This window comes from Pseudomonas lactucae, from assembly GCF_016937615.1.
GTDB lineage: Bacteria > Pseudomonadota > Gammaproteobacteria > Pseudomonadales > Pseudomonadaceae > Aquipseudomonas > Aquipseudomonas lactucae.
This window is the reverse complement of record NZ_JAFHKI010000033.1, coordinates 1-25,013: the sequence shown is the minus strand read 5'-3', so window position 1 is coordinate 25,013 and position 25,013 is coordinate 1. Positions and strand designations below refer to the sequence as shown.

20 protein-coding genes and 3 pseudogenes are annotated in these 25,013 nt (G+C 60.3%); 13 read left to right on the top strand and 10 right to left on the bottom strand.

Annotation, left to right across the window (positions count from 1 at the left end; genetic code table 11):
• Positions 1–241: 241 nt before the first annotated feature.
• From gpgD to JWR98_RS30080, 4 genes and pseudogenes are all read right to left on the bottom strand, one after another.
• A complete protein-coding gene (gene gpgD / locus JWR98_RS07020; protein ID WP_205489599.1) occupies positions 242–985 on the bottom strand; it encodes an N-acetylglucosaminyl phosphatidylglycerol deacetylase in 744 nt (247 codons plus the stop codon).
• Positions 978–2,099: an N-acetylglucosaminyl phosphatidylglycerol synthase gene (gene gpgS, locus JWR98_RS07015; RefSeq protein ID WP_078734486.1), complete on the bottom strand. Its 1,122-nt coding sequence runs from the start codon at positions 2,097–2,099 to the stop codon at positions 978–980. Before gpgS ends, gpgD begins: the two co-directional genes overlap by 8 nt.
• Before the next feature lie 108 nt (positions 2,100–2,207).
• On the bottom strand, positions 2,208–2,972 hold the full coding sequence (locus tag JWR98_RS30085; RefSeq protein ID WP_370694862.1) for a methyl-accepting chemotaxis protein: 765 nt from the start codon (positions 2,970–2,972) through the stop codon (positions 2,208–2,210).
• Positions 2,973–3,065: 93 nt separating this feature from the next.
• Positions 3,066–4,097 (bottom strand): annotated as a pseudogene (locus tag JWR98_RS30080) (PDC sensor domain-containing protein); the annotation flags it as partial.
• Positions 4,098–4,294: 197 nt separating this feature from the next.
• Here JWR98_RS30080 and JWR98_RS07005 point away from each other — a divergent pair.
• Positions 4,295–5,773 (top strand): helicase HerA-like domain-containing protein, encoded by a 1,479-nt coding sequence (locus JWR98_RS07005; RefSeq protein ID WP_078734587.1) that lies wholly within the window; start codon positions 4,295–4,297, stop codon positions 5,771–5,773.
• 4 nt (positions 5,774–5,777) lie between these two features.
• On the opposite strand, the gene JWR98_RS07000 is transcribed toward JWR98_RS07005, so the two are convergent.
• Positions 5,778–6,233, bottom strand: coding sequence for a DUF721 domain-containing protein (locus JWR98_RS07000; RefSeq protein WP_003175821.1), 456 nt, complete (start codon positions 6,231–6,233; stop codon positions 5,778–5,780).
• A 305-nt stretch (positions 6,234–6,538) separates the two neighbouring features.
• Between JWR98_RS07000 and secA the strand changes: the two genes are divergently transcribed.
• The 3 genes from secA to JWR98_RS06985 all read left to right on the top strand — a co-directional run bounded on the left by secA (position 6,539) and on the right by JWR98_RS06985 (position 11,580).
• A complete protein-coding gene (gene secA, locus JWR98_RS06995; protein WP_078734484.1) occupies positions 6,539–9,274 on the top strand; it encodes a preprotein translocase subunit SecA in 2,736 nt (911 codons plus the stop codon).
• A 124-nt stretch (positions 9,275–9,398) separates the two neighbouring features.
• On the top strand, positions 9,399–10,616 hold the full coding sequence (gene argJ / locus JWR98_RS06990) for a bifunctional glutamate N-acetyltransferase/amino-acid acetyltransferase ArgJ (protein ID WP_078734483.1): 1,218 nt from the start codon (positions 9,399–9,401) through the stop codon (positions 10,614–10,616).
• 19 nt (positions 10,617–10,635) lie between these two features.
• A complete protein-coding gene (locus tag JWR98_RS06985) occupies positions 10,636–11,580 on the top strand; it encodes a Nudix family hydrolase (RefSeq protein WP_078734586.1) in 945 nt (314 codons plus the stop codon).
• Positions 11,581–11,705: 125 nt separating this feature from the next.
• Here the strand turns inward: JWR98_RS06985 and JWR98_RS06980 are convergent.
• The 3 genes and pseudogenes from JWR98_RS06980 to JWR98_RS06970 form a co-directional block, all read right to left on the bottom strand.
• Positions 11,706–12,283, bottom strand: a pseudogene (locus tag JWR98_RS06980) (cob(I)yrinic acid a,c-diamide adenosyltransferase).
• 2 nt (positions 12,284–12,285) lie between these two features.
• A pseudogene (locus JWR98_RS06975) lies at positions 12,286–14,321 on the bottom strand (sensor histidine kinase).
• 46 nt (positions 14,322–14,367) lie between these two features.
• Complete coding sequence (locus tag JWR98_RS06970; RefSeq protein WP_205489596.1) at positions 14,368–15,285, bottom strand: putative 2-dehydropantoate 2-reductase; 918 nt, start codon at positions 15,283–15,285, stop codon at positions 14,368–14,370.
• Between the two features lie 123 nt (positions 15,286–15,408).
• Between JWR98_RS06970 and JWR98_RS06965 the strand changes: the two genes are divergently transcribed.
• Both JWR98_RS06965 and JWR98_RS06960 read left to right on the top strand, forming a co-directional pair.
• The gene (locus JWR98_RS06965; RefSeq protein ID WP_003175814.1) at positions 15,409–15,894 is read left to right on the top strand and encodes a YajQ family cyclic di-GMP-binding protein; all 486 of its coding nucleotides are present in this window, start codon (positions 15,409–15,411) and stop codon (positions 15,892–15,894) included.
• A gap of 136 nt (positions 15,895–16,030) precedes the next feature.
• Positions 16,031–16,873 carry a mechanosensitive ion channel family protein gene (locus tag JWR98_RS06960; protein WP_205489593.1) on the top strand — a complete coding sequence of 281 codons (843 nt, stop codon included), beginning with the start codon at positions 16,031–16,033 and terminating at the stop codon, positions 16,871–16,873.
• A 191-nt stretch (positions 16,874–17,064) separates the two neighbouring features.
• Here the strand turns inward: JWR98_RS06960 and JWR98_RS06955 are convergent, their stop codons facing one another.
• Positions 17,065–18,363, bottom strand: coding sequence for an OprD family porin (locus JWR98_RS06955; protein ID WP_205489591.1), 1,299 nt, complete (start codon positions 18,361–18,363; stop codon positions 17,065–17,067).
• A gap of 741 nt (positions 18,364–19,104) precedes the next feature.
• Here JWR98_RS06955 and JWR98_RS06950 point away from each other — a divergent pair.
• Entirely contained in the window at positions 19,105–19,530 is a 426-nt protein-coding gene (locus JWR98_RS06950; protein ID WP_003175811.1) for an HIT domain-containing protein, read from the top strand.
• Positions 19,531–19,533: 3 nt separating this feature from the next.
• Positions 19,534–19,740: a SlyX family protein gene (locus tag JWR98_RS06945; RefSeq protein ID WP_003175810.1), complete on the top strand. Its 207-nt coding sequence runs from the start codon at positions 19,534–19,536 to the stop codon at positions 19,738–19,740.
• A 71-nt stretch (positions 19,741–19,811) separates the two neighbouring features.
• Here JWR98_RS06945 and JWR98_RS29890 read toward each other — a convergent pair whose 3' ends face one another.
• Positions 19,812–20,414, bottom strand: coding sequence for a cold-shock protein (locus JWR98_RS29890; RefSeq protein WP_078734478.1), 603 nt, complete (start codon positions 20,412–20,414; stop codon positions 19,812–19,814).
• A gap of 351 nt (positions 20,415–20,765) precedes the next feature.
• Between JWR98_RS29890 and JWR98_RS06935 the strand changes: the two genes are divergently transcribed.
• The 5 genes from JWR98_RS06935 to JWR98_RS06915 all read left to right on the top strand — a co-directional run bounded on the left by JWR98_RS06935 (position 20,766) and on the right by JWR98_RS06915 (position 24,918).
• Positions 20,766–21,239, top strand: coding sequence for a Dps family protein (locus tag JWR98_RS06935; protein ID WP_003175808.1), 474 nt, complete (start codon positions 20,766–20,768; stop codon positions 21,237–21,239).
• Positions 21,240–21,421: 182 nt separating this feature from the next.
• Entirely contained in the window at positions 21,422–21,763 is a 342-nt protein-coding gene (locus JWR98_RS06930) for a ribbon-helix-helix domain-containing protein (protein WP_078734477.1), read from the top strand.
• 166 nt (positions 21,764–21,929) lie between these two features.
• The gene (locus tag JWR98_RS06925) at positions 21,930–22,151 is read left to right on the top strand and encodes an FmdB family zinc ribbon protein (RefSeq protein WP_078734476.1); all 222 of its coding nucleotides are present in this window, start codon (positions 21,930–21,932) and stop codon (positions 22,149–22,151) included.
• A 108-nt stretch (positions 22,152–22,259) separates the two neighbouring features.
• Positions 22,260–24,035, top strand: coding sequence for an aspartate--tRNA ligase (aspS, locus tag JWR98_RS06920; RefSeq protein ID WP_021491234.1), 1,776 nt, complete (start codon positions 22,260–22,262; stop codon positions 24,033–24,035).
• A 136-nt stretch (positions 24,036–24,171) separates the two neighbouring features.
• Positions 24,172–24,918 (top strand): YebC/PmpR family DNA-binding transcriptional regulator, encoded by a 747-nt coding sequence (locus tag JWR98_RS06915; protein WP_205489589.1) that lies wholly within the window; start codon positions 24,172–24,174, stop codon positions 24,916–24,918.
• Positions 24,919–25,013 lie beyond the last annotated feature (95 nt).

The window sequence follows — 25,013 nt, the reverse complement described above, 5'->3', positions numbered from 1 at the left end:
GGGGCAAGAGCGCTTTGGTTACTTTGCCGCTTTTGCAAAGTGACACGCCGTAAGGGCGTAACCCTAAGTGGCCGTTACCGCAGCAACGGATATGTACCCGGTCAGATCCAACATCCTGGTCGGCTGTCAGGCTGCCATCGGGGGCAAGCCCCCTCGCCACAGGTTCAACCTACTACCCGAGATGTGTAGATACCCAAGTGCCGGCCAAGGATTGACCCTCTTCATGCCGTGACCCCTTGGCTCAAGGTTGCGCCGCCAGCCAGGCGGCTTTGGTCTGCGGGATTCGTCCAGCCTTCAGCAACCGCTTCAAGGTGTCGAACCAATAGCGTCGGGAAAATTCGTGGCGCATATCGACCGGGTGCAGTCCCAGGCGAATCACCGGAGCGGCCCGCCAACGTGCTTCCCGGTAGTCGCTGAGCACTTTGGACATGCCTCTGCGCCAGGCACTGCGGGCGCTCCAGACCAGGCCGGGGGCGTCGATGCGGCTGAAGTCGGGCAGCCGATACAGGTGCTGCGGGTCGCTGGTGTAGCAAAACGGCAATTGGCGCAATGCCTCACGGGTGCCTTGGCTCATTAGCCAGGCGGGCGCGACAAACCCCTGCAACGGCCAGTCGTTGCGGTGAAATACCTCGATCCCCGCGCGCAGACGCTGCAGTGCCTGGGCCTGTGACAGTTGATAGAACTCGCCCTCATGGGTGTAGATCCGGCGCATGAACCAGTCCCTGGCCGTGCGCGGGGCGGGCTGGTCGTCGCGATGGTAGTAGCCATGCAAGGCCAGTTCGTCGCCTCTGGCAACCCGGTTATCCAGCAGCCGACGCAAATCGCCGTGAGCGGTCAGGGCGTCGTGATGGTGGAAGTCGGGCACCACCAGCCAGGTGATCGGTACAGGGCCCAGCGCATCGACAGCCTCGACAAACGGGCGATAGTCGGCCCAGTTGTGCGGCGCCACATCGTGCAGCACCAACAGCACCGAGCGCTCAGCCATGGGCGAGCATGGGGGTGTGGCTGCCTGTGACCGCGTGGTAGTGCCCAAGCAGGCTGTCGACCACCGTATCCCACGCATACCGCCGTTCTACATGATCCCTGGCCTGCGCGCCCAAGCGGCGGCTGTCGGTGCTGAACAATTCGCGCACCGCGTTGGCCATCGCCTGTGGGTTGTTGGGTGCACACAACAGGCCGTAGCGCTCGTCGACAATTTCATTGAATGCACCGGCGGCCACGGCGATCACCGGTATGCCACAGGCCATGGCCTCCAGAATGACCAGGCCAAAGGTTTCCTGGTCGCCGGCGTGCAGCAGCGCATCGGCACTGGCCATCAACCGGGCGACGTGCGGGGCGGGGCGGAAGCTATCGATCACGCTGACGTTGTCCGGCACGCTGCTCGGCATGCCAGAGCCCACCAGCAGCAAGTGATAGCGGTCACCCAGGCGTTTCATGCAGTTGAGCAGCACCGGCAGGTTTTTCTCTTTTGAACCGCGCCCGGCAAAAATCAGCAGACGGGTGTCCTCGTTGATGCCCAATTCTGCGCGCAGCCCAGGGTCGCGCGCCTCCGGCGTGAAGGTGTGCAGATCCACGCCCAGCGGCTGCACGAAGACATTTCTCACGCCAAGGCCCACGAGTTTGTCGGCCATGACCTGGCTAGGGGCCAGTACGCGGTCGAAATTCCCATAGAGTTTGCCGACGTACGCCTCGACATTCGGCGCAAACCAGGGCCCCATCCGGTTGCTCACCAGCAGGGGCAGGTCGGAGTGATAAAACCCGATGACCGGCACATCCCGTTGGCGCCGAGCATCCAATGCGGCCCAGGCAGTCAGGTACGGATCGCCCACTTCTATAAGATCGGGCTGTAAATCACGCAGGACGTTTCGCCATGGCGCCAGCCGCAGTGGGAAACGATAGCCCTTGCCGAAGGGGAGGGGAGGCGAGGGCACGGTGAATATCCCATCGTGTTCGCCAAGCTGTGCGCCTGGGATCAACAGGCTGTGGCGGATACCGGATTTGAGCGCCAGGCGCCTGTGCTTGGCATCCAGGTAGGTGCGCACGCCGCCGCTGGCCGGGGCGTAGAACATGGTTATGTCAGCGATATGCACGATGAACATCCCTCCGATCCATTGCTCTCCTTACGTGGACCTTCGGTAAGAATAGATGTTCGGTTGGCGTTCATCGCAGGGTGTCAATGCAGGCGCCGGCCCGGCGCCTGCGGTGGATCAGATCCGGAAACTGCCCACCAGTTGCTTCAAGCGCGAGGCTTGGCGCTCAAGGTCGGCGCAGGCGCGCAGGGTCGACTGCAGGTTTTCCACGCCTTCCTGGTTCAGGGTGTTGATCTCGGTGATGTCCATATTGATCGACTCCACCACTGAGGTTTGCTCTTCGGTGGCGGTCGCGACCGATTGGTTCATGCCGTCGATCTCGCCAATGCGCTGGGTCACGCTGTTCAGGCGCTCCCCGGCCAGGTTGGCGATTTCCACGCTGTCGTGGCTGTGGCGCTGGCTCTCACCCATGGTGCTCACCGAGTCGCGGGCACCGACTTGCAGCTCCTCTATCATGGTTTGCACCTGTTGCGCCGATTCCTGGGTGCGATGGGCCAGGTTGCGTACTTCATCGGCGACCACGGCGAAACCACGTCCGGCCTCGCCCGCCCGCGCAGCCTCGATGGCGGCATTCAGCGCCAGCAGGTTGGTTTGCTGGGAGATGCTGGTAATCACCTCAAGAATCTGGCCGATGTTCACCGTCTTGCTGTTAAGTGCTTCGATATTGCTGCTGGAGGCGCTGATCATCGCGGACAGCTGGGTCATCGCCTTGATATTGCGCTCTACCACCTGTTGCCCGTCTTCGGCCAGTTGGCGGGCATCGCTGGCCTGATTGGAGGCCTGTGCCGCATTGCGCGCAATTTCCTGCGCGGCGGCGCCCAGTTCATTGATCGCGGCCGCGACGCTGTTGGTGCGGTTGGCTTGCTCATCGGAGTTGACCATCGAGGAATTGGACGCGCTGACGACGCGCAGTGCCACTTCGTTGACCTGCTCCGTGGCCGAGGACACCTCGCGGATGGAGGTATGAATACGTTCCACGAAGCTGTTGAACGCGTCACCCAAGGTGCCGAACTCGTCATGATTCTGGATGGCCAGGCGGCGCGTCAGGTCACCCTCGCCATCGGCGATGTCCTGCATGGCGCGGGTCATCAGGTGCAGCGGTTGCAGCAGGACGCGGATCAGCATGCCCAGCAACGCGATGATGATCACGACCGCGATCACGGTGGCGATCACCGCTGATGTGCGGAATTTGCTGAGCATTGCGTAGGCTTCGTCCTTGTCCACCGATACCCCCAGGTACCAGTTCACCGAGGGCAGGCCTTTGATCTGTGTGAATGTGACGATGTTGTCCTTGCCGTTGGCCTGGACTTCGCTGAAGTCGCTGCTGATTTTCGGAGTGTTCTTCGGATACACATCGACGAGGGTCTTCATCACCAGGTTCTTGTCCGGGTGGACCAGCACTTTGCCGTCGGCACTCACCAGGAACGCGTAGCCCATGCCGCCAAACTTCAGCGCGCCGATGTTATCCACCAAGGTTTGCAGGCTGAGGTCGCCACCGACCACGCCCACGGCCTCGCTGCCCCGGGTGCTTGGCGTTGCGATGGAGATGATCAGTTTGCCGGTGGCGGCGTCGATGTAGGGTTCGGTCAGCGTTGAGCCATTGCTGGCCTGGGCGCCTTTGTACCAGGGACGAACGCGGGGGTCGAAACCGTCCGGCATCTTGGTGTCGGGACGGATGGTGAAGGCACCTTTGCTGTCGCCCACGTAGGTCGCCATGAATGAAGATGTCAGGGTTTTCTGATCCAGCAGGCTGGCAACGACAGTGGGTTCAGGGTTGATTGCGATGTTCTGTGCTGCGTTTTCCACCAGCGCGATACGCCCACTCAGCCAGGTTTGGATACTGTTGGCGGTGACATCGCTCATCTCATGCAGATAACTATTGAGGTCGTCACGAATGGCATTGCGTTGCAGGTAGTCGTTGTAGAGGGTAAACAGCGAAAAAGCCACGATCACGATAAGGGAGGCTGCAAGCAGGATTTTATGGCTGAAACGTAGGTTTTTATTCATGGCTTGTAGGGTCCGCTAAGGTCTTGATATCAATATCCAAGGCGCGTCCTTGTGGAACATGCCGAAGATTCGCGTCAAAAAAAGTTTGATATTTCCGTTGCTCCCTGTAGGAAGTATCCGAGCGTTTTTAGACTTTTATGGGTCTCACATCTGTTTTATCGACCTGGCGACACTAAAGATTAACCATGGGTGACGAAATGCCTGACTCCACGCAACTCCTTATTGGCGCCGACCTTGACGGCCAGCCCATCGCCCAGGCCATGCGCCTGGCCAACCGTCACGGGCTGATTGCCGGCGCCACGGGTACGGGCAAGACCGTCACGCTGCAGCGCCTGGCCGAAGCCTTTAGTGATGCGGGCGTGGCGGTATTCGCCGCTGATATCAAAGGGGACCTTTGTGGCCTGGGGGCCGCTGCCTTCCCTCAGGGTAAGGTGGCAGAGCGTATCGCCAGCATGCCTTTCCTGAATTACATGGCCCAGGCGTATCCGGTCACGCTGTGGGACATACATGGGCAGTCCGGTCATCCGTTGCGCACCACCATCAGTGAAATGGGCCCGTTGTTGCTCGGCAGTTTGCTGGAGCTGACGGACAGCCAGCAGTCGGCCCTCTACGCCGCATTCAAGGTGGCGGATCGCGAAGGCTTGCTGCTGCTGGACCTCAAGGATCTCAAGGCGCTGCTCAATCATCTGCGCTATCACCCGGAGTTGTTGGGTGACGACGCCGCGCTGATGACCACCGGCTCCAGCCAGGCCCTGTTGCGGCGCCTGGCGGTGCTCGAACAACAGGGCGCGGAGGCGTTGTTCGGCGAACCGGCCCTGCAGCTTGAAGATCTCCTGCAACCGGCCAGCGACGGGCGCGGACGCATCCACCTGCTGGACGCCAGCCGCCTGGTGCACGAGGCGCCGAAGGTGTACGCGACCTTCCTGCTGTGGCTGTTGGCGGAATTGTTCGAGCAATTGCCCGAGCGCGGCGATGCGGAAAAACCGCTGTTGGCACTGTTTTTCGATGAGGCGCATCTGTTGTTCGCCGACACCCCCAAGGCTTTGCAGGAGCGCCTGGAGCAAGTGGTGCGGTTGATTCGTTCCAAGGGGGTTGGCGTGTATTTCGTCACTCAATCGCCTGGCGACCTGCCGGACACGGTGCTCGCGCAACTCGGCTTGCGCATCCAGCATGGCCTGCGCGCATTCACCACCAAAGAGCAGAAATCCCTGCGCGCGGTGGCAGATGGTTTTCGGCCAAACCCGGCGTTTGATGCCTTGTCGGTGCTCACCGAGTTGGGCACCGGGGAAGCGCTGGTCGGAACCTTGCAGGAAAAAGGTACGCCGCAAGTCGTCCAGCGGGTACTGGTTGCGCCACCGCAATCGCGGATCGGACCGCTTACCGAGGCAGAACGCGTTGCACTGATCGCGCGTTCGCCCTTGCAGGGGCGCTATGACAAACCGATTGACCGCGAGTCGGCCTATGAGGTGCTGATGGCCCGCAAGGATTTAGGCCCCGCCGAAGACGCCACACCGGCTGCCGAGGAACCCAGCTTTACCGATAAGGCAGGCGCGTTTCTGGGCAGCGCGGCAGGCAAGGCGCTCAAGTCGGCGATGCAGCAGGCCGCCAATCAGATGGGGCGGCAATTGGTGCGTGGCTTGTTGGGGTCTTTGCTGGGCGGCGGCAAGCGCAAGTAGGGGCTCAGGTCTTGGGCTTGGCGTGGGCGGCCAGCCGCTCAAGCGCTGCGCGCAGGCCCGGATCTTTGATGCCATTGGCGGTGGCCTGAATGGTTTCGCCCGCACTCACCGATAAGTCGATGGTATGCCCGACCGCGCCTTGCTGGACGGTGGGGGGCTGTACCTTGAACTGGATGCGTGTGAGGTTAGCGAACTCATCAAATGCCATCAATTGCCGCTGCAGGCGTTTTTGCTGGTAGCGCAGGCGGGTCGCCCAGTGGCCATCGGTGACAATCAGCAGCAGGTTGCCTTCGCGCCACGACGCTACATGGCAATGTTCGCGCGCGGCCGGTTGCAGTTGGCTTTCGAGCAGTCGTTGCAAATGGCCCAAGCGCTGCGCATGGCCAAAGATGGCTTTCAACGGCTTGGCTTCGCGAAGCAACGCGCCAGGAGCGCGGGCTGTAAGAGGGCGAAATGCCATTATTGGACACCTTAAGTAACAGAGCGGCCATCTTAGCAGAAAGCGCCTGGATGCCCCCAGGCAAAGCGTCAATGAGGCTTTGCCTGCCAAATCAATAGGTAACTTCTGCGCTCCATGGGTTGAAGTTCGCGCAAAAGCCCTTATTTTAAACAGGCCCTCTCACGGCGCCATGCCAGCATCTAGGAACAACGCCACTTTCCTCACCCACGATTCCGGGTAGAATGCGCGTTCGCATGCGGCCGTGAGGGCTGCTCGGGCCACTCACGGTGCGCCCTCCATCCCTATGTGTGGAAGAACCTGCCGATATGTTTGCGCCTTTGTTAAAGAAACTTTTTGGAAGCAAGAATGAGCGCGAAGTCAAACGCATGCTCAAGACGGTGCAGCTGGTCAATGCCTTCGAAGAGCAGATGGTTGCCCTGTCGGACGAGCAATTGCGCGCCAAGACCCAAGAGTTCAAGGCCCGCATAGCCAAAGGTGAAACCCTCGACAAGCTGCTTCCCGAAGCCTTTGCGGTCGCCCGCGAAGCCGGCAAGCGCATCATGGGCATGCGCCACTTCGACGTCCAGTTGATCGGCGGCATGACCCTGCATGAAGGCATGATTGCCGAAATGCGTACCGGTGAAGGCAAGACCCTGGTAGCGACCCTGGGTGTTTACCTCAACGCACTGTCCGGCAAGGGCGTGCACGTGGTGACGGTGAACGACTACCTGGCTCGCCGGGACGCCAACTGGATGCGCCCGCTGTATGAGTTCCTCGGCCTGACCGTCGGCGTCGTGACGCCGTTCCAGCCGCCGGAAGAAAAACGCGCCGCCTATGCTGCCGACATCACCTACGGTACCAACAACGAATTCGGGTTCGACTACCTGCGCGACAACATGGCGTTCAGCATGGAAGAAAAATTCCAGCGTGAACTCAACTTTGCCGTGATCGACGAAGTCGACTCCATCCTGATCGACGAAGCCCGTACCCCGCTGATCATCTCCGGCCAGGCCGAAGACAGCTCGCGCCTGTACACCGAGATCAACAAGTTGATCCCGCGTCTTGAGCAGCACATCGAGGAAGTGGAAGGCGTGGTGACCAAAGAAGGTCACTTCACCATCGATGAGAAGACCCGTCAGGTCGAACTCAACGAAGCCGGCCACCAGTATGTCGAAGACATGCTGACCCAGATCGGCCTGCTGGCTGAAGGCGAAAGCCTGTACTCGGCGCACAACCTGGGCCTGCTGACCCACGTGTACGCCGGCCTGCGCGCCCACAAGCTGTTCCATCGCAACGTCGAATACATCGTGCAGGATGGCCAGGTGGTACTGGTCGACGAACACACCGGCCGTACCATGCCGGGTCGCCGTCTGTCCGAAGGCCTGCACCAGGCGATCGAAGCCAAGGAAATGCTCAACATCCAGGCCGAAAGCCAGACGTTGGCGTCCACCACCTTCCAGAACTACTTCCGCCTGTACAACAAGTTGTCCGGCATGACCGGTACGGCCGACACCGAAGCGTTCGAGTTCCATCAGATCTACGGTCTGTCGGTGGTGGTCATCCCGCCGAACAAGCCGCTGGCGCGTAAAGACTTCAACGACCTGGTGTTCCTGACCGCCGAAGAGAAATACGCGGCGATCGTCAATGACATCAAGGACGGCCTGTCCAAGGGGCGCCCGATCCTGGTGGGTACCGCGACCATCGAGACTTCCGAGCATGTGTCCAACCTGCTCAACAAGGAAGGCATCGAGCACAAGGTCCTCAACGCCAAGTTCCACGAAAAGGAAGCCGAGATCATTGCCCAGGCCGGTCGCCCAGGCGCACTGACCATCGCCACCAACATGGCCGGTCGTGGTACCGACATCCTGTTGGGCGGCAACTGGGAAGTGGAAGTGGCCTCCCTGGACAACCCGACCCCTGAGCAGATCGCCCAGATCAAGGCCGACTGGCAGAAGCGCCACCAGGCCGTGCTGGAATCCGGTGGCCTGCAGGTGATTGCATCCGAGCGTCACGAATCGCGCCGTATCGACAACCAGTTGCGTGGTCGTGCCGGTCGCCAGGGTGACGCCGGTTCCAGCCGCTTCTATCTGTCCCTGGAAGACAGCCTGATGCGCATCTTCGCCTCGGACCGCGTGAAGAACTTCATGAAGGCCCTGGGCATGCAGTCCGGCGAAGCGATCGAGCACCGCATGGTGACCAACGCCATCGAGAAAGCCCAACGCAAGGTTGAAGGGCGCAACTTCGACATTCGTAAGCAACTGCTCGAGTTCGATGACGTCAACAACGAACAGCGTAAAGTGATCTATCACATGCGTAACACGTTGCTGGCCGCCGACAACATTGGCGAGACCATCGCCGATTTCCGTCAGGACGTGCTCAACGCCACCGTCAGCGCACACATCCCGCCACAGTCCCTGCCTGAGCAGTGGGATGTTGCCGGCCTGGAAGCTGCGTTGAAGAGCGACTTCGGTGTCGACCTGCCGGTCCAGCAATGGCTCGACGAAGACGACCACCTGTACGAAGAAACCCTGCGCGAAAAACTGATGGCCGAGCTGCTGGCCGCGTACAACGAGAAAGAAGAGCAGGCGAGTGCCGAAGCACTGCGCACCTTCGAGAAGCAAATCGTACTGCGCGTGCTGGACGACCTGTGGAAAGATCACCTGTCGACCATGGACCACCTGCGTCACGGTATCCACCTGCGCGGTTATGCCCAGAAGAACCCGAAACAGGAGTACAAGCGCGAGTCCTTCACGCTGTTCTCCGAGCTGCTGGATTCGATCAAGCGCGACTCGATTCGCGTGCTGTCCCACGTTCAGGTGCGTCGCGAAGACCCGATCGAGGAAGAGGCGCGCCTGCGTCAGGAAGCCGAGGCACTGGCGGCGCGCATGCAGTTCCAGCACGACGAAGCACCGGGCCTGGACGCGCCTGAAGTATTGGGCGAGGAGGTCGATGTGGCCCTGGCTCAATCGCCGGTGCGCAACGAGCAGAAACTGGGCCGCAACGAGCTGTGCTACTGCGGTTCGGGCAAGAAATTCAAACACTGCCACGGCCAGATCGAATAAGATTTTCGCCTGACGCTGCAACACCCCGCGCCGCGACCGGCCTTTGCCGTCGCGGCGTTTTGCCATTAATTCCCCCGTCGATAGCGACGGCACAGATATCACCTATTTTTTGAGGAGCGCATTCATGGCTGTTGGTCTTGGTCCTTTGCCCACGCTGCACCCGGTTGCCGGTTTTGAACTCGGTATCGCTTCGGCCGGCATCAAACGTGCGGGGCGCAAGGATGTAGTGGTGATGCGCTGTGCCGAAGGCTCGACCGTCGCCGGTGTGTTCACCCTCAACGCGTTCTGTGCCGCGCCGGTGATCCTGGCCAAACAGCGCGTTGCCGGCTCCATTCGTTACCTGCTGACCAACACCGGCAATGCCAACGCAGGCACCGGTGAGCCAGGTCTTGTTGCCGCCGCGCGCACCTGTGCGAAGCTGGCTCAACTGACTGGCGTGGACGCCAGCCAAGTGCTGCCGTACTCCACTGGCGTGATCGGCGAGCCATTGCCGGTCGAGAAAATCGAAGGCGCCCTGCAAGCAGCGCTCGACGATCTGTCTGTGGATAACTGGGCGGCGGCGGCCACTGGCATCATGACCACCGACACCCTGCCAAAAGGCGCGAGCCGTCAGTTCGTGCACGATGGCGTGACCGTGACCGTGACCGGCATCAGCAAGGGCGCGGGCATGATCCGCCCGAACATGGCCACCATGCTCGGCTACATTGCCACCGACGCCAAAGTCTCCCGCGAGGTGTTGCACAGCCTGATCCTGGACGGCGCCAACAAGTCGTTCAACCGCATCACCATCGATGGCGATACCTCGACCAACGACTGCTGCATGCTGATCGCCACCGGCCAGGCCAACCTGCCGCAAATCACCGAGGCCAGCGGCCCTCTGTTCGCCGCGTTGAAGCAGGCGGTGTTCGAGGTGTGCATGGAGGTGGCCCAGGCCATCGTGCGTGACGGTGAAGGCGCGACCAAGTTCGTCACGGTCGAAGTCAACGGTGGCGGCAATCACCAGGAATGCCTGGATGTCGGCTACACCGTGGCCCATTCGCCGCTGATCAAGACGGCACTGTTCGCCTCCGACCCGAACTGGGGCCGCATCCTCGCCGCGGTTGGCCGTGCCGGAGTGCCGGATCTGGACGTGAGCAAGATCGACGTGTTCCTCGGTGACGTGTGCATCGCCAGCCGTGGCGCCCGCGCCGAGAGCTACACCGAAGCCCAGGGCTCGGCGGTGATGCAGCAGGAGGAGATCACCATCCGTATCGAGCTGGGTCGCGGTGAGTGCAGCGAAACCATCTGGACCACCGACCTGTCCCACGAGTACGTGAAGATCAACGCGGAATACCGTACCTGAAGCCTGGAGGATGAGCGCGGTGAAACGAGTGCATGTAGCAGCGGCGGTGATCCGCGGTGTCGATGGCAGGATTCTGCTGGCGCGCCGCGCCGATACCCAGCATCAGGGCGGCCTCTGGGAATTTCCCGGCGGCAAGGTGGAGGCCGATGAGTCGGTCGCTGTGGCCCTGTCCCGCGAACTGCAAGAAGAGTTGGGCATCCAGGTCACCACGGCGCGGCCGTTGATCAAGGTGCACCATGACTACCCGGACAAACAAGTGTTGCTGGATGTCTGGGAAGTCTCGGCCTTTACCGGCGAGCCGCACGGTGCCGAGGGGCAACCCCTGGAATGGGTGGCGCCGCGGGACCTGATCAACTACGCGTTCCCGGCCGCCAACGCGCCGATCGTGGCTGCCGCGCGCCTGCCCGCCGATTACCTGATCACACCGGGCGAACTGGAAACGCCGACGCTGTTGCGCGGCATTCAGAGGGCTATTGCCGGGGGCATCAAGCTGGTCCAACTGCGCGCACCCAACGGCTACGACCCCAAGTACCGCGACCTGGCGGTGGATGCGGTGGGCCTGTGCGCCGGCAAGGCACAATTGATGCTCAAGGGCCCGTTTGAATGGCTGGGAGATTTTCCTGCGGCCGGCTGGCACATGACCTCGGCCCAACTGCGTAAGTACGCGAGCAAAGGCCGGCCGCTGCCGAAGGACCGCTGGCTGGCTGCGTCGTGCCACAACGCTGAAGAGCTGGCACTGGCGCAATTGATGGACGTGGATTTTGTCACGCTGTCGCCGGTGCAGCCGACCCAGACGCACCCTGATGCCCAGCCATTGGGTTGGGAGCAGGCGGCACAGTTGATCCGTGGGTTCAGCAAGCCGGTGTTTCTGCTGGGTGGGGTGGGGCCGGGTGAGCGGGAACAGGCTTGGGCAGCCGGGGCGCAAGGAGTGGCAGGTATCCGGGCGTTCTGGCCGCAGGTTTGATGCTGTTCTGACGGGCCCTATCGGGAGCAAGCCCCCACACATTCGACCGAGTTCCACTTTTGGAATGTGGACAAAATGTGGAAGGGGCTTGCTCCCGATGAGGCCTGTCATTCACCTGAAAAGTCTCAGTGTGGCTTGGCCGCCGCCTGCCACAAAACCTCAGCCACACCCTGGCGCCTGGCAATCACCCGCGCCGCCACAAACAGCAAGTCCGACAACCGATTGATATACGCCAACCCCACTCCCTCCAACGGCTCAACCGCGTTGAGGTGCTGACAGCGCCGTTCCGCGCTGCGCGCCAGACTGCGGCAGACATGGGCCTGGGCAATCAACGCCGAGCCTCCGGGCAGGATGAAGTTCTCCAGCGGCCCGACCTCTTCATTCCAGCGATCAATCGCCGCTTCCAGCCGATCCACTTCCGCCGCGCTCAACGCCTTGTACACCGGCATCGCCAACTCACCGCCCAGATCGAACAAACGATGCTGGCAAGGCGTAAGTACCTCGATCACGTCCTTGAGTTCAGGGTGCTTGCCGCTCTGCTCTTCAAGACCGGCCAGCAACAACCCCAGTTGGCTGTTCAGCGTATCGACCTCGCCGATAGCTTCCACCCGCGGGTGTCCTTGGGCACACGGCGGCCGTCACCCAGCCCGGTTTCGCCCCCGTCGCCGGTGCGTGTGTAAATTTTCGACAGGCGAAAGCCCATGGTCAGTGCTCCAGTTGGGTCGGTTCATAAGGCGGCAATTGGCTGCCGGCCAAGGGAAGGCGCAGGGTGAAGCAGGTGCCTTGACCAAGTGTGGAATGCACTTCCATCTGGCCTTTGTGGTTGTTGGTAATGATGAAATACGACACCGACAAGCCCAGCCCGGTGCCCTGGCCGATTTCCTTGGTGGTAAAGAACGGTTCGAAGGTGCGTTTGCGCACGTTCTCGCTCATACCGATGCCGTTGTCTTCCACCTGGATCTCGGCCCATGGCGGATTGAGGCGGGTGCGCAGGATGATGCGCCCCGGTTCGCTGTCGTCTTCGCGCAGGTGAATGGCTTGAGCGGCGTTTTTCAACAGGTTGAGCAGCACTTGTTCCAGCTCGTTGGCGGTACCGGGCACCGGGCCGAGCTGCGGGTCGAATTGACGGATGATGGCCTGGCCCTTGAAGTCGAAGCCGATGGTCAGGTCGAAGTCGTTACCGGCAATTTCCACCGCCTGGTCGATCAGGGCCGGCAGGTCGCAAGGTGCCATCTGCCGGTTGCTGCGACGGCTGAAACTGAGCATGTGGGTGACGATTTTGGCGGCGCGTGCCCCGGCTTGCTGGATGCCATCGAGCAGTTGCGGCACTTCACGCCCCTCCAGGTAGCGATTGACCGTCGCCAGCTCGATGCCTGCCTGTTCGGCGTATTCTAGGTTCTTGGGCAAGTCGGCGGACAAGCGGCGGCGGATGTTCTGTACGTTATGCAGGATTGCCCCGAGCGGGTTGTTGATCTCATGGGCCATGCCGCGGCCAGCCCGCCGACGGAAAGCATTTTTTCCGACTGCACCATCATTTCTTCCAGGGACAGGCGCTGGGTGATGTCGTCGATGCGGATCACCACGCCACGCCCGGCACCGCCCATCAGTGGATAGAAGGTCAGGGCGTAATGCTTGGGCTCTTCATCCTTGATCCAGGTGACACGTTCGATGCGTTCTACCGTGTGTTGTTCGATCGTGGCCTTGATCTGCGGCAGGAACGGTTTGATTGGTTCGAAGGCGAGATAGATCGGCTGGTTCAGGGCCTCGTCCAGGCGCGTACCGGAAAGCGCGCTGGCTTCCTGGTTCCACTGGGTGACATAGAGCTGCTCATCCAGTGCGATCAGCGCCGAGGGCATCGAGTCGATGATACTGTTCAGATAGTTCTGAAAACCGGTGAGTTTTTTCTCGATCTTGCTGCGAACCTGCACCTCCAGCTCCAATTTGCGGTTGGTATGGCGGGTCTCTTCGGCCAGCCCCTGGGCCTGGTCATAGGCGGCCTGGGAGTCGTCCCGCGCGCGTTTGAGCTGTTGCTCGCGGGCTTCGATGCGCGACAGCATGGTGTTGAACGCTTCGGCCAGGCTGCCGATTTCATCGCGGTTGCCACGGCCGGCGCGCAGGGCGTAGTTTTCTTCACGGGTCACCTGGCGCGACAGTTCTTCCAGTTCGTGGATCGGCCGAGTAATCAGGCGCTTGATCTGCCGCGCGATCAACAGCCACAGCAGCACACTGAAAATCAGGATACCGAGGCTGGCCGTCAGCGTGCCGGTATAGAACGCCACCGGCAGTTCACTGCTGGCCACCAGCAGCAAATGCCCGGACGGCTCGCCGATGCGGGGCAGGGTGATCACCTGGTTGCTGCGAAACTCGGTCACGCGCCAGGCTTCGATATGCCGGTAGTGGTCCGGCAGGTGCAGGCGATCACCGTGTTGCATCTGCGCCAGGCGGTTGCCTTCACCGTCATACAGGGCGGCGGCGCGCAGCGGTGAATAGCTGGTCAGCTCGTTGAGCAGCGCGTCGGCCTTGGCGGGGGATTCGAGGGCTTCGGCGGCAAGGGCCGGGTTGGACACCAGTCGTCCGATGGCCTGCAAAGCCTGGGGGGCCATGCTTTCCTGGGAGATCCAGTAGGCGGCGCTGATAAAGGTCAGGTTGGCCACCAGCAATACGGTGGTCAGCAGTACCAGCAGGGCGGCCAGCAGTTTCTGCCCTACCGGTAAGTTTTCAAGACGCTGGCGCAGCGGCATCAGGGTTTTCCCAGGTGATAGACAGGTTGGCAGGGTAGCGCGTGCCTCAGTCGCGGGGCAATCCGCGTGCGGCCAACAGGTCGATCAAGCGCACCTGCAATTGTTGCAAATGCGCCAGCTTCAGTTGGTGACGCGCGGCCGCCTGGCAAGCATAGCCCAGCAAGTAGCTGATTTCGGTGCGGCGGGCGTTGGCCACGTCCTGGTACATGGAGGAATAATTGGCGGCGGTGGCGTGGATCACCCGTTCCACTTCGTGCTGCAGATCCTGCGCGGCGGCGGGTTGGCCGCAGCATTCCAATAGTTCGCCGAGTTCGGCGCACAGGGTGGCTACTTCGCAGTGGTGGGCTTGCAACTCGCCGTTGCGGCACTGGTAAAGCACGGTCAGTGGGTTGATTGCGCAATTGAGGGCCAGCTTGCGCCACAGTCGCGTCAGGATGTCGGTGCTCCACGCGTGGGGGATGCCGGCGGCGTGCAGGTCGTCCAGCCACAGCGGTGGGGTGGGGTGGCCCGCGTCCCCCAGCCAGGTGTAGCCATGGCCGGCGAACACCACGCGCCAGTCGCCATCGCGGAATGCGCCCTCGGTGCTGGAGGCAAAGATGCAGCGTGCCTGGGGCAATTGCGCGGCCACCGCGTCCTGGCTGCCGAGGCCGTTTTGCAACAGGATCAGTTCCGCGTCGGGCACCAGGCGATGCTGCAGTTGTGCGACAGCGCTTTGCGCGTCGTAGGCTTTGCACGCCACCAGCAGGCGACGGATCGGTTCCGGGCTGTCGGGCGTTTCGCCAACCACCGGGTAGGTGTGGGCGATGCCCTGCTCCACGAGGGTCAGCCCCGCGCTCGACTGATAGCTGGCCAGGCGCGCCTGATCGCGCAGGATCAACCGCACAGGCAGCCCGGCGCGGGCCAGGCGCGTGGCCCAGAGTGTGCCCAGGCTGCCGGCGCCGAGAATATGCCAGGTGGTCGACATCAGTGTGTGCTCCGTAGGTTCATCAGCGGTGAACGGGACGAAAGAACCGCTATAATGCCCCGGCATTTTAGCTCGGGCGCGCTCCATCTCTACTGAGCCCGCCCCTTATATTGGAGAAATCACATGCCTTCGTTCGACGTGGTATCTGAACTGGACAAACACGAAGTCACCAACGCCGTCGAGAACGCCGTCAAGGAACTGGACCGTCGCTATGACCTCAAGGGCAAGGGCAGCTTCGAGTTCAAGGAAAAAGAGCTGACCGTCAACCTGACCGCTGAAGCCGATTTCCAGCTGGAAGCGATGATCGAGATCCTCAAGCTGTCGCTGGTCAAGCGCAAGATCGACGCGCAGTGCCTTGAAATCAAGGACGCCTATGCCTCCGGCAAGCTGATGAAGCAGGAAGCCGTGCTCAAGGAAGGCATCGACAAGGAGCTGGCGAAGAAAATCGTCGCGCATATCAAGGATGCCAAGCTCAAGGTCCAGGCCGCCATCCAGGGTGAGCAGGTGCGCGTGACCGGCAAGAAGCGTGACGACCTGCAAGAGGCCATTGCGGCCCTGCGCGCCAAGACCTTCGACATGCCGCTGCAGTTCAATAACTTTCGCGACTGATGGCACTTTGCGGAACCTGCGGGCGTTTTTGACGTCCCACGCCGCAGAATCCGTGCCTACACTTGAGCCCTACGGGGCTCATTTGCGTTTTTAGGCAGTCAATAAAGCCGCACATCCGCCACACAGGAGAAGCTACATGGATTTAAACGCTGAAATGGATCACTTGATCAAGACCTCACAGTCGTGGATCCCGATGATCATGGAATACGGCAGCCGCGTGTTGCTGGCGCTGGTCACCCTGGCCATCGGCTGGTGGCTGATCAACCTATTGACCCACCGCGTGGGTCGCCTGCTGGCCTTGCGCAGCGCGGACCTGGCGCTGCAACACTTCATCACCAGCCTTGCGAATATCGCGCTCAAAGTCATGCTGGTGGTCAACGTGGCCTCGATGATCGGTGTGGCGACCACCTCGTTCGTTGCCGCGATTGGCGCGGCGACCCTGGCTATCGGCCTGGCCTTGCAAGGCAGCCTGGCGAATTTCGCCGGTGGCGTGCTGATTCTGTTGTTCCGCCCGTTCCGCATTGGTGACTGGATCGAAGCGCAGGGCACCTCGGGTACCGTCGACAGCATCCAGATCTTCCACACCGTGCTGCGCACCGGTGACAACAAGACGGTGATCATTCCTAACGGCAGCCTCTCCAACGGCATCATCACCAACACCAACCGTCAGCCGACCCGCAAGGTGGTGTTTGACGTAGGCGTGGATTATGAGGCGGACCTGCAAAAAGCCCGTGAGGTATTGCTGGAGTTGGCCAAGGATCCACGCGTATTGGCCGATCCTGCTGCGGTGGCGGTGGTTTCGACCTTGGGCGACAGCTCGATCACGGTTTCCCTGCGCTGCTGGACCAACACCCCGGATTATTGGGATGTAATGTTCATGCTTAATGAGCTGGCTCGTGATCGTTTAAAGGCAGCGGGTATTGATATTCCATTTCCGCAGCGGGTTATTCGCGTAATGCAGGAACCCGCATCGAAGTAATGGGAGGCGTCATGTTTAACTTGGCCGAAAGGTCAGGTTAAACGTGTCAGCTGAATCTAGTTAGTTACTTAGCTTGCTAGTTATTATGAGCTGACTTAAAACTGCAATAAAAAAGCCGCTCCCTTGCAAACAGGGGAGCGGCTTTTTGTTTAAGGCCGAGGCTTAAGTCATCGTTGTAATTGAACAGGCAATTACAGGATGTTCAGCGGGTAGTTCGCGATCAGACGCAGCTCGTCGATCGAAGGCGAACCGTAGTACACGCCATCACCGGAGCGATAGGTCGCTTGACGCAGGCGCAGGCTAAGGTTTTTGGCTGGGCCGCTCTGCACGACGTACTTGGCTTCGATGTCGCGTTCCCACTCTTTACCGTTCGAGGTAGTGCCAGTGTTGGCGCCGCTACCGGTCACGTAACGAGTCATGAAGCTCAGGCCAGGAATGCCGAAGGTTGCCATGTTGATGTCGTAACGTGCCTGGTAGGACTTCTCGCCTTCGGCGTTGAAGTCGGAACGGGCAATGGAGTTGGCCAGGAAGATCGAGCCGCCGCCGTCTACGCCGTAGCCGTAGTCGCCGTCGCCAGTGACTTTCTGAGCAGCCAGGGTGAAGGTGTGAGCACCAATGGTGTACGCACCCTGCAAGCTGAACGCGCGGTTGTCGAGCTTGGTGGTGCCATCTTTCTCGGCACGCTGCAGGCCTGCACCTTCGCTCTTGGTGTCGTAGATGTTGAAGTCCAGAGCAAAGGACTGGTCGTCGCTCAGCGCGTGGGTCCAGTTCAGGTTGCTGTAGTACTTACGGAAGTAGTCTTCGGTTTTCGCGTAGTAAAGGCTACCGGTGACTTCTGGAGTGAACGAGTAGACACCGCCGACAAAGTCGGTCTTGGTCAGGCCCAGGCTGTCACGGTAGGTCTGGTTCTGCGCGACGCTGGAAGTGAAGTGACCGCCTTCCAGTTTCAGGCCCTTGATCTCGTTGCTGGTAATCGAGATACCTTGTGGCAGTTCCGGCAGCAGACGGCTGTCGTCGGAAGCGAACACAGGGGCTGTGGTGTACTGGTCACCGATTTTCAGGACGGTATTGGAGATACGGAATTTAACCGCGCCGCCGCCTTTGGAGTAGTCGTCCTGGGAACGACCGTCGGAACCGGTTGGGAACAGACCAGTGCCTGCACGACCCTTGCCGCTGTCGAGTTTCACGCCCAGCAGGCCGATCACGTCAACACCGACACCCACGGTGCCTTGGGTGAAGCCCGATTCATACAGGGCATTGAAGCCCAGGCCGGTTTCTTCTGCACGGCTTTTACGCTTGCCGTTGACTGTGCTGTAACCGGCTGCCGGTTCATTACGGAAATCGCGGCTGAAGTACAGAGCGCGAGTATTGATGCTGAAAGTGCTGTCTTCAACAAAGCCCTTGGAATCGTCCTGGGCGGACGCCATTGCGAACTGCGAGGTGCCTGCTGAAACAGCCAGGGCGATCATGCTCCACTTCATCACGCGCATCGTGATTTGCTCCTTTGGTTTTCGGAAGAGTACTGCCGTCCCACCTGTATTTTTATCTGGGCGGCTCTTTCTTTTTTGTGTCGGCGCAAAGTTATATCACGCCGGCTCTATTGACGATACTTACCCATCTTTCCTTTCAGCTTCTTTACGAGGCTGTCGTAAACTGCTAGCTCCGTGTCGCAAATTCACAGCCCGAGTGTAGACGGGCTGACAACTTCAATACTGTTTCAAACGGCTTTCGAAGTTTGAATTCTTCCTTGATGTGCATTGAAACGCTGCTGTTCTTATCGCGTAACACCTGCTTCCCGCTGGGTGTCGTTGCCGACGATAGCGGGGTGAATGCAACAAGCGCGCCCAAACCGCTAATCAAATGTCATTTTTTCGTGAAAAATGTGATGGTCCTGTAAAAGCCGCATAAACACTGGCTTTTTACGCCGTTTGGTTTGGGCTTGACGTCCATGTGTTACCTCTGTTCGCACGTGCGAAAAACCTGTTCCGGTGAAAAACGTTACCGGTCCACCCCGTTGAGTGGGTAGTCGGCGGTTCTCTTTGAAGCACAAGTGGGTCATTTTGGTGCATCCCGGTGAGGCCCGAGTTAGCGTAGCTCAAATAACGATCTGCATCGAAAGGGTGCAGATTTTTTCTCCGATTGCGCAGGTGTGTGTGCAATCGCCGTGATGCCTTGGGCATTCAACGGTATGCTGGGCCCCTGAACCTGACCTGCCGAATGGAGTGCCCGCGGTGTTCGCCCTAGATCAACGCTTGCAACAAGACACACTGGTCCTCGGGGACTTCCCGCTGTGCCGCCTGCTGCTGTCCAATGACTCGAACTACCCCTGGTTCATTCTGGTGCCGCGTATCAACGGTATCAGCGAAGTGTTTCAGCTGGGTGTCGCAGATCAACAAACACTGTGGCAAGAGACGACGACCCTGGCGCAATTGCTGAACGAAGGCCTGGGCGCCGACAAGATGAATATTGGTGCGCTGGGTAACGTTGTCAGCCAATTGCATGTGCATGTGATCGTACGCAAGCGTGATGACGCCGCCTGGCCGGCACCGGTATGGGGCAAGCATCCGGCGCGGCCGTATACTGACGAGCAAGTGGCGGGCATCCGTGCACGCCTGCGCGAGCTGCTGCCCGCCGATTTCAAATTTACCCAGGGCTGAATCATGGACCTGCAAGCACGCGTTACCGACCTGGAAAGCCGCCTGGCTTTTCAGGACGACACCATCGAGACCCTCAATGACATCCTGGTTGCCCAGCAACGCGCGGTTGAACGTCTGCAATTGCAGATGACCGCGCTGCTCAAGCGCCAGGAAGAAATGGGCGGCCAGTTCGAAACCTCCGAAGAAGAAGCGCCGCCGCCGCACTATTAATCGGCGTGCAATAAAAAACCGCGATCCAGTCAGCGCTGGATCGCGGTTTTTTTTTGCTGCGAAGGCGGGTATCAGCGACGTGGCAGTGCCGCGATCACGTCTTCGGCTTGCAGGCCTTTGTCGCGATTCATCACGGAGAACTCCACGCGCTGGCCTTCCACCAGGACGCGATGGCCTTCGCCGCGAATGGCCCGGAAGTGGACGAAGATATCGTCGCCCGAATCACGGGAAATAAAGCCGAAGCCTTTGGACGTGTTGAACCACTTGACGGTACCGGTATCCCGATTGGTCATGTCGTAGGTTTGCGACGCGGCCGCCGGGGACGAACGGTAGAAGCTGATGGCCAGGTGAAGAACGATGGCGACCACAGCGATCACCAGGCTGAGCAGGATGGCCGGGTGACCGCCGACTTCAGGCATGGGTGCCAGGAGGGTGAGCGTTTGTACAACGACGGTCAGTACCAGCAGCGCGCTGACCAGGTTTTGCAGTTGATGACGGGTGCCTTTGTTCCAGTAAGGGATTACCGGGGCGAGCGTCAGGTTGAGAAGGCCGAACAAGGCCAGGTACAAAGCATCATGTTGTTGCAGGTAGGGCAGGCTTTCAGGCTGCAGGCTCGGGATAAAGGACAGCAGCAACGCTGCAACGCCCGTTAGCAGGTGGACGATTTTCAACATTTTGATTAACTCACGTTAAGACGGATCACAAGGAAGAGCTGACTGGCACGGTTCGCTTCTGAACAATGGGAGGCGTTGGACACGTACGCGGGTATCAGCCTATGCCGCTTGCCGTGGACATTAACGACGGCGACACGCTGCCTATTTAACAGCAAAGGCCGTGCCTACTCAAATCAAGCCTTTACGGGCGTTGCGAGGCCCCGGGCATTTCCAGGGCAAACGCTTGTCCTAGACAGGTGCGGACGATTTGCCGCACGTCGCCTGGCTGTGTCGGGCTGCGTATCGCCGGCGCTCTTGCTAGAGTGGGGCGGCACCTGGTCAATGAATGTTGCTCAATTGAAGGGGATAAACATGGCAATCGATATCGGTATCAGTGAAGAAGATCGCAAATCCATCGTCGACGGGCTTTCGCGTCTGCTTTCCGATACTTATGTGCTGTACCTGAAGACCCACAATTTCCACTGGAACGTCACCGGCCCGATGTTTCGTACACTCCACTTGATGTTCGAGGAGCAGTACAACGAGCTGGCGCTGGCGGTCGATTCCATTGCCGAGCGTATCCGTGCCCTGGGCTTCCCGGCGCCGGGTGCCTATTCGATCTACGCCCGCCTGTCGTCCATCAAGGAAGAAGAGGGCGTGCCCAGTGCCGAAGAAATGATCCAGCAACTGGTGGCGGGTCAGGAAGCGGTCACGCGTACCGCGCGCGGTATCTTCCCGTTACTCGACAAGGTCAGCGATGAGCCCACCGCTGACCTGCTGACCCAGCGCATGCAGGTTCACGAAAAAACCGCGTGGATGCTGCGCTCCCTGCTCGAAGACAAGTAAGGCTTGCGCCTGAGCGGTGTCGTCCTGACGCCGCTCGCTTGTTTCTCCGTGTTTCCTGGCGTTGTCCTACAACTATCGACTCCGCGTCTTCTGGCTGTGCCCTCGCTTCCTGCTGTTTTATAGGTTCACCGCCCAACGGGAGCAACCCATGGGCAGCTGTTTGGCAATGGAGTGTCAGGTGTATGTCACGCGCAGTAGGTAATGGAGTGATGGAAGCCTGTGGTTTTCATAAGATAAAAGTCGATCCCTTCAGCAAGGGGTTCGACATGGGATTGTCCAGGCCATTGTCTCGATCGGTCAGGCTCAATGGGTTTTCAACGTGCCTGCGGCTCGAACAGATCTATTGGAATATCCTTACGGAAATCGCCAGGATCAACGCGTGCTCAGTCAGCGCGTTGTTGTCTTACGTCGATCGGGAAGTGCACTTGCGTTACGGCGGGGTGAAGAACTTCAGTGGGCTGGTCAGGGTGGTGTGCGTGGTTCACGTCCTCACAGGTCGTGCCGCCTCGCCCAACCCCGAGTAATCGGGGCGCTCCGGGGCCGGCTCGCAGCACAGGCGGGCAAGGCTCCGGGCAGAAAGCCGGCTGCGCTGCCTCGATTTACCAGATATAATCCCGCGCTTTGCCGCGCATGTGCTCAACCTTTGGGGCCGGCGTGGCGCAGTAACGATCTGATCGCCGAGACATCGCCATGCCCATGTACGATTATCAATGTGCTTCCTGTGGTCATCAGTTGGAAGCCATCCAAAAGATCAGCGCAGCGCCGCTGGTCGATTGCCCGGCCTGCCAGGCCCCTGAGCTCAAGAAGAGTTTGTCCATGCCGGGCTTTCGCTTGAGTGGCAGCGGCTGGTACGAGACCGACTTCAAGACCGGCTCCAAGAAGAATCTGGCGGGCGGCGATAAAGCAGACTGAGTTGAACTCAACGCGCAGGCTCCTGCATTATCCGTCCCCTGCTTAACTGTACGGTGACGAGGCACGCCTGCCACCGAATTTCGAATTACGAGAAGTGAAACCACGACCATGATGCGCAGCCACTATTGCGGCCAACTGAACGAGACCCTGGAAGGTCAGGAAATTACCCTTTGCGGATGGGTTCACCGTCGCCGCGACCACGGCGGGGTGATCTTCCTCGATATCCGTGATCGTGATGGTCTGGCCCAGGTGGTGTTCGACCCGGACCGCGCCGAGAGCTTCGCCGCCGCCGACCGCGTGCGCAGCGAATACGTGGTGAAGATCACCGGCAAGGTGCGCCTGCGTCCGGCTGGTGCCGTGAACAAGAACATGGCCTCCGGCGGTATCGAGGTGCTGGGCTACGAGCTGGAAGTGTTGAACGAGTCGGAAACCCCGCCGTTCCCGCTTAACGAATACTCCGACGTGGGCGAAGAAACCCGCCTGCGCTACCGTTTCCTGGACCTGCGTCGTCCGGAAATGGCCGAGAAGCTGCGCCTGCGTTCGCGTATGACCACCAGCATCCGCCGCTTCCTCGACGAGAACGGCTTCCTCGACGTCGAAACGCCGATCCTCACCCGGGCCACCCCGGAAGGCGCGCGTGACTACCTTGTGCCGAGCCGTACCCACGCCGGTTCGTTCTTCGCGCTGCCGCAATCACCGCAGCTGTTCAAGCAACTGCTGATGGTGGCCGGCTTCGACCGTTACTACCAGATCGCCAAGTGCTTCCGCGACGAAGACCTGCGCGCCGACCGCCAGCCCGAATTCACCCAGATCGACATCGAGACCAGCTTCCTCGATGAAAAAGAGATCATGGGTCTGACCGAGCAAATGATCCGCAACCTGTTCAAGGAAGTGCTGGACCTGGAATTCGGTGACTTCCCGCACATGACCTTCGAAGAAGCCATGCGCCGCTACGGTTCCGACAAGCCAGACCTGCGTAACCCGCTGGAACTGGTGGATGTGGCCGACCAGTTGAAAGAAGTCGACTTCAAGGTGTTCAGCGGCCCGGCCAACGATCCAAAATGCCGCATCGCCGCCCTGCGCGTGCCTGGCGGCGCGAGCATGCCGCGCAAGCAGATCGACGACTACACCAAGTTCGTCGGCATCTACGGTGCCAAGGGCCTGGCGTACATCAAGGTCAACGAGCGCGCCAACGGCGTTGACGGCCTGCAATCGCCGATCGTCAAGAACATCCCGCTGGACAACCTGAACGCGATCCTCGATCGCGTCGGTGCGGTCGATGGCGATATCGTGTTCTTCGGTGCCGACAAAGCCAAGATCGTCAGCGAGGCCCTGGGCGCGCTGCGCATCAAGCTCGGTCACGACCTGAACCTGCTGACCTGCGAATGGGCGCCGATGTGGGTCGTTGACTTCCCGATGTTCGAAGAGAACGACGACGGCAGCTTCAGCGCCTTGCACCACCCGTTCACCGCGCCGAAGTGCTCCCCGGCCGAGTTGGAAGCCAACCCGGCAGGCGCGCTGTCGCGTGCCTACGACATGGTGCTCAACGGCACCGAGCTGGGTGGCGGTTCGATCCGTATCCACCGCAAAGAGATGCAACAAGCGGTCTTCCGCCTGCTGGGCATCAACGAGGCGGAACAGGAAGAGAAATTCGGCTTCCTGCTCGACGCCCTGAAATACGGCGCGCCGCCGCACGGTGGCCTGGCTTTCGGGCTGGACCGCCTGGTGATGCTGATGACCGGCGCCCAGTCGATCCGTGAAGTGATCGCCTTCCCGAAAACCCAGAGTGCCGCGGACGTCATGACCCAGGCTCCGGGTGTAGTGGATGCCAAGGCTCTGCGTGAATTGCACATCCGTCTGCGCGAGACGCCGAAGGCTGAGTAAGGCTGCGGCGTGAAAGCGCGATAAGGTTGTACGCAGTCAAAAAGGCGCATCTTCGGATGCGCCTTTGCGTTACACGGGTTGCATCCCGCCTGGGGCGGGGTTGATAAGGTTTCTATAAGAATTTCGGAGTTGTGTTATGGCTGGCCATTCCAAGTGGGCGAACATCAAGCACCGCAAAGAGCGTCAGGATGCCAAGAAAGGCAAGATTTTCACCAAGTGGATCCGCGAGCTGACCGTCGCCGCTCGCCAGGGCGGTGGTGACCCAGGCTCCAACCCGCGTCTGCGCCTGGCGCTGGACAAGGCCCTCGGCGCCAACATGAGCCGCGACATCATCGATCGCGCCGTGGCCCGTGGCGCCGGCGCGGCCGACACCGACGATATGGTCGAGCTGACTTACGAAGGCTACGGCCCCGGCGGTGTGGCGGTGATGGTCGAGTGCATGACCGACAACCGCAACCGTACCGCCGCCGCCGTGCGCCATGCGTTCAGCAAATGTGGCGGCAACCTCGGTACCGACGGTTCGGTGGCCTATCTGTTCGAGCGCAAGGGGCAGATATCCTTCGCGCCGGGCACCGATGAAGATGCCTTGATGGAAGCGGCGATGGAGGCCGATGCCGACGACGTGGTGACCAACGACGACGGCTCCATCGATGTGTTTACCTCGTTCGCCAGCTTCTATGCGGTACGTAATGCCTTGGAGACCGCCGGTTTCAAGGGCACCGACGCGGAAATCGTGATGCTGCCGACCACCAGTGCCGAACTCGACCTGGACGGCGCGCAGAAGGTGTTGAAGCTGCTGGATATGCTTGAAGACCTGGATGATGTGCAGAACGTGTATTCGAATGCCGACATTCCAGAGTCAGTGGCCGAACAGCTAAGCTAAAGACCGATGTCGATCCAAATGTGGGAGGGGGCTTGCTCCCGATAGCAGTGTGTCAGTCACTTATTTACTAACTGATCCACCGCCATCGGGAGCAA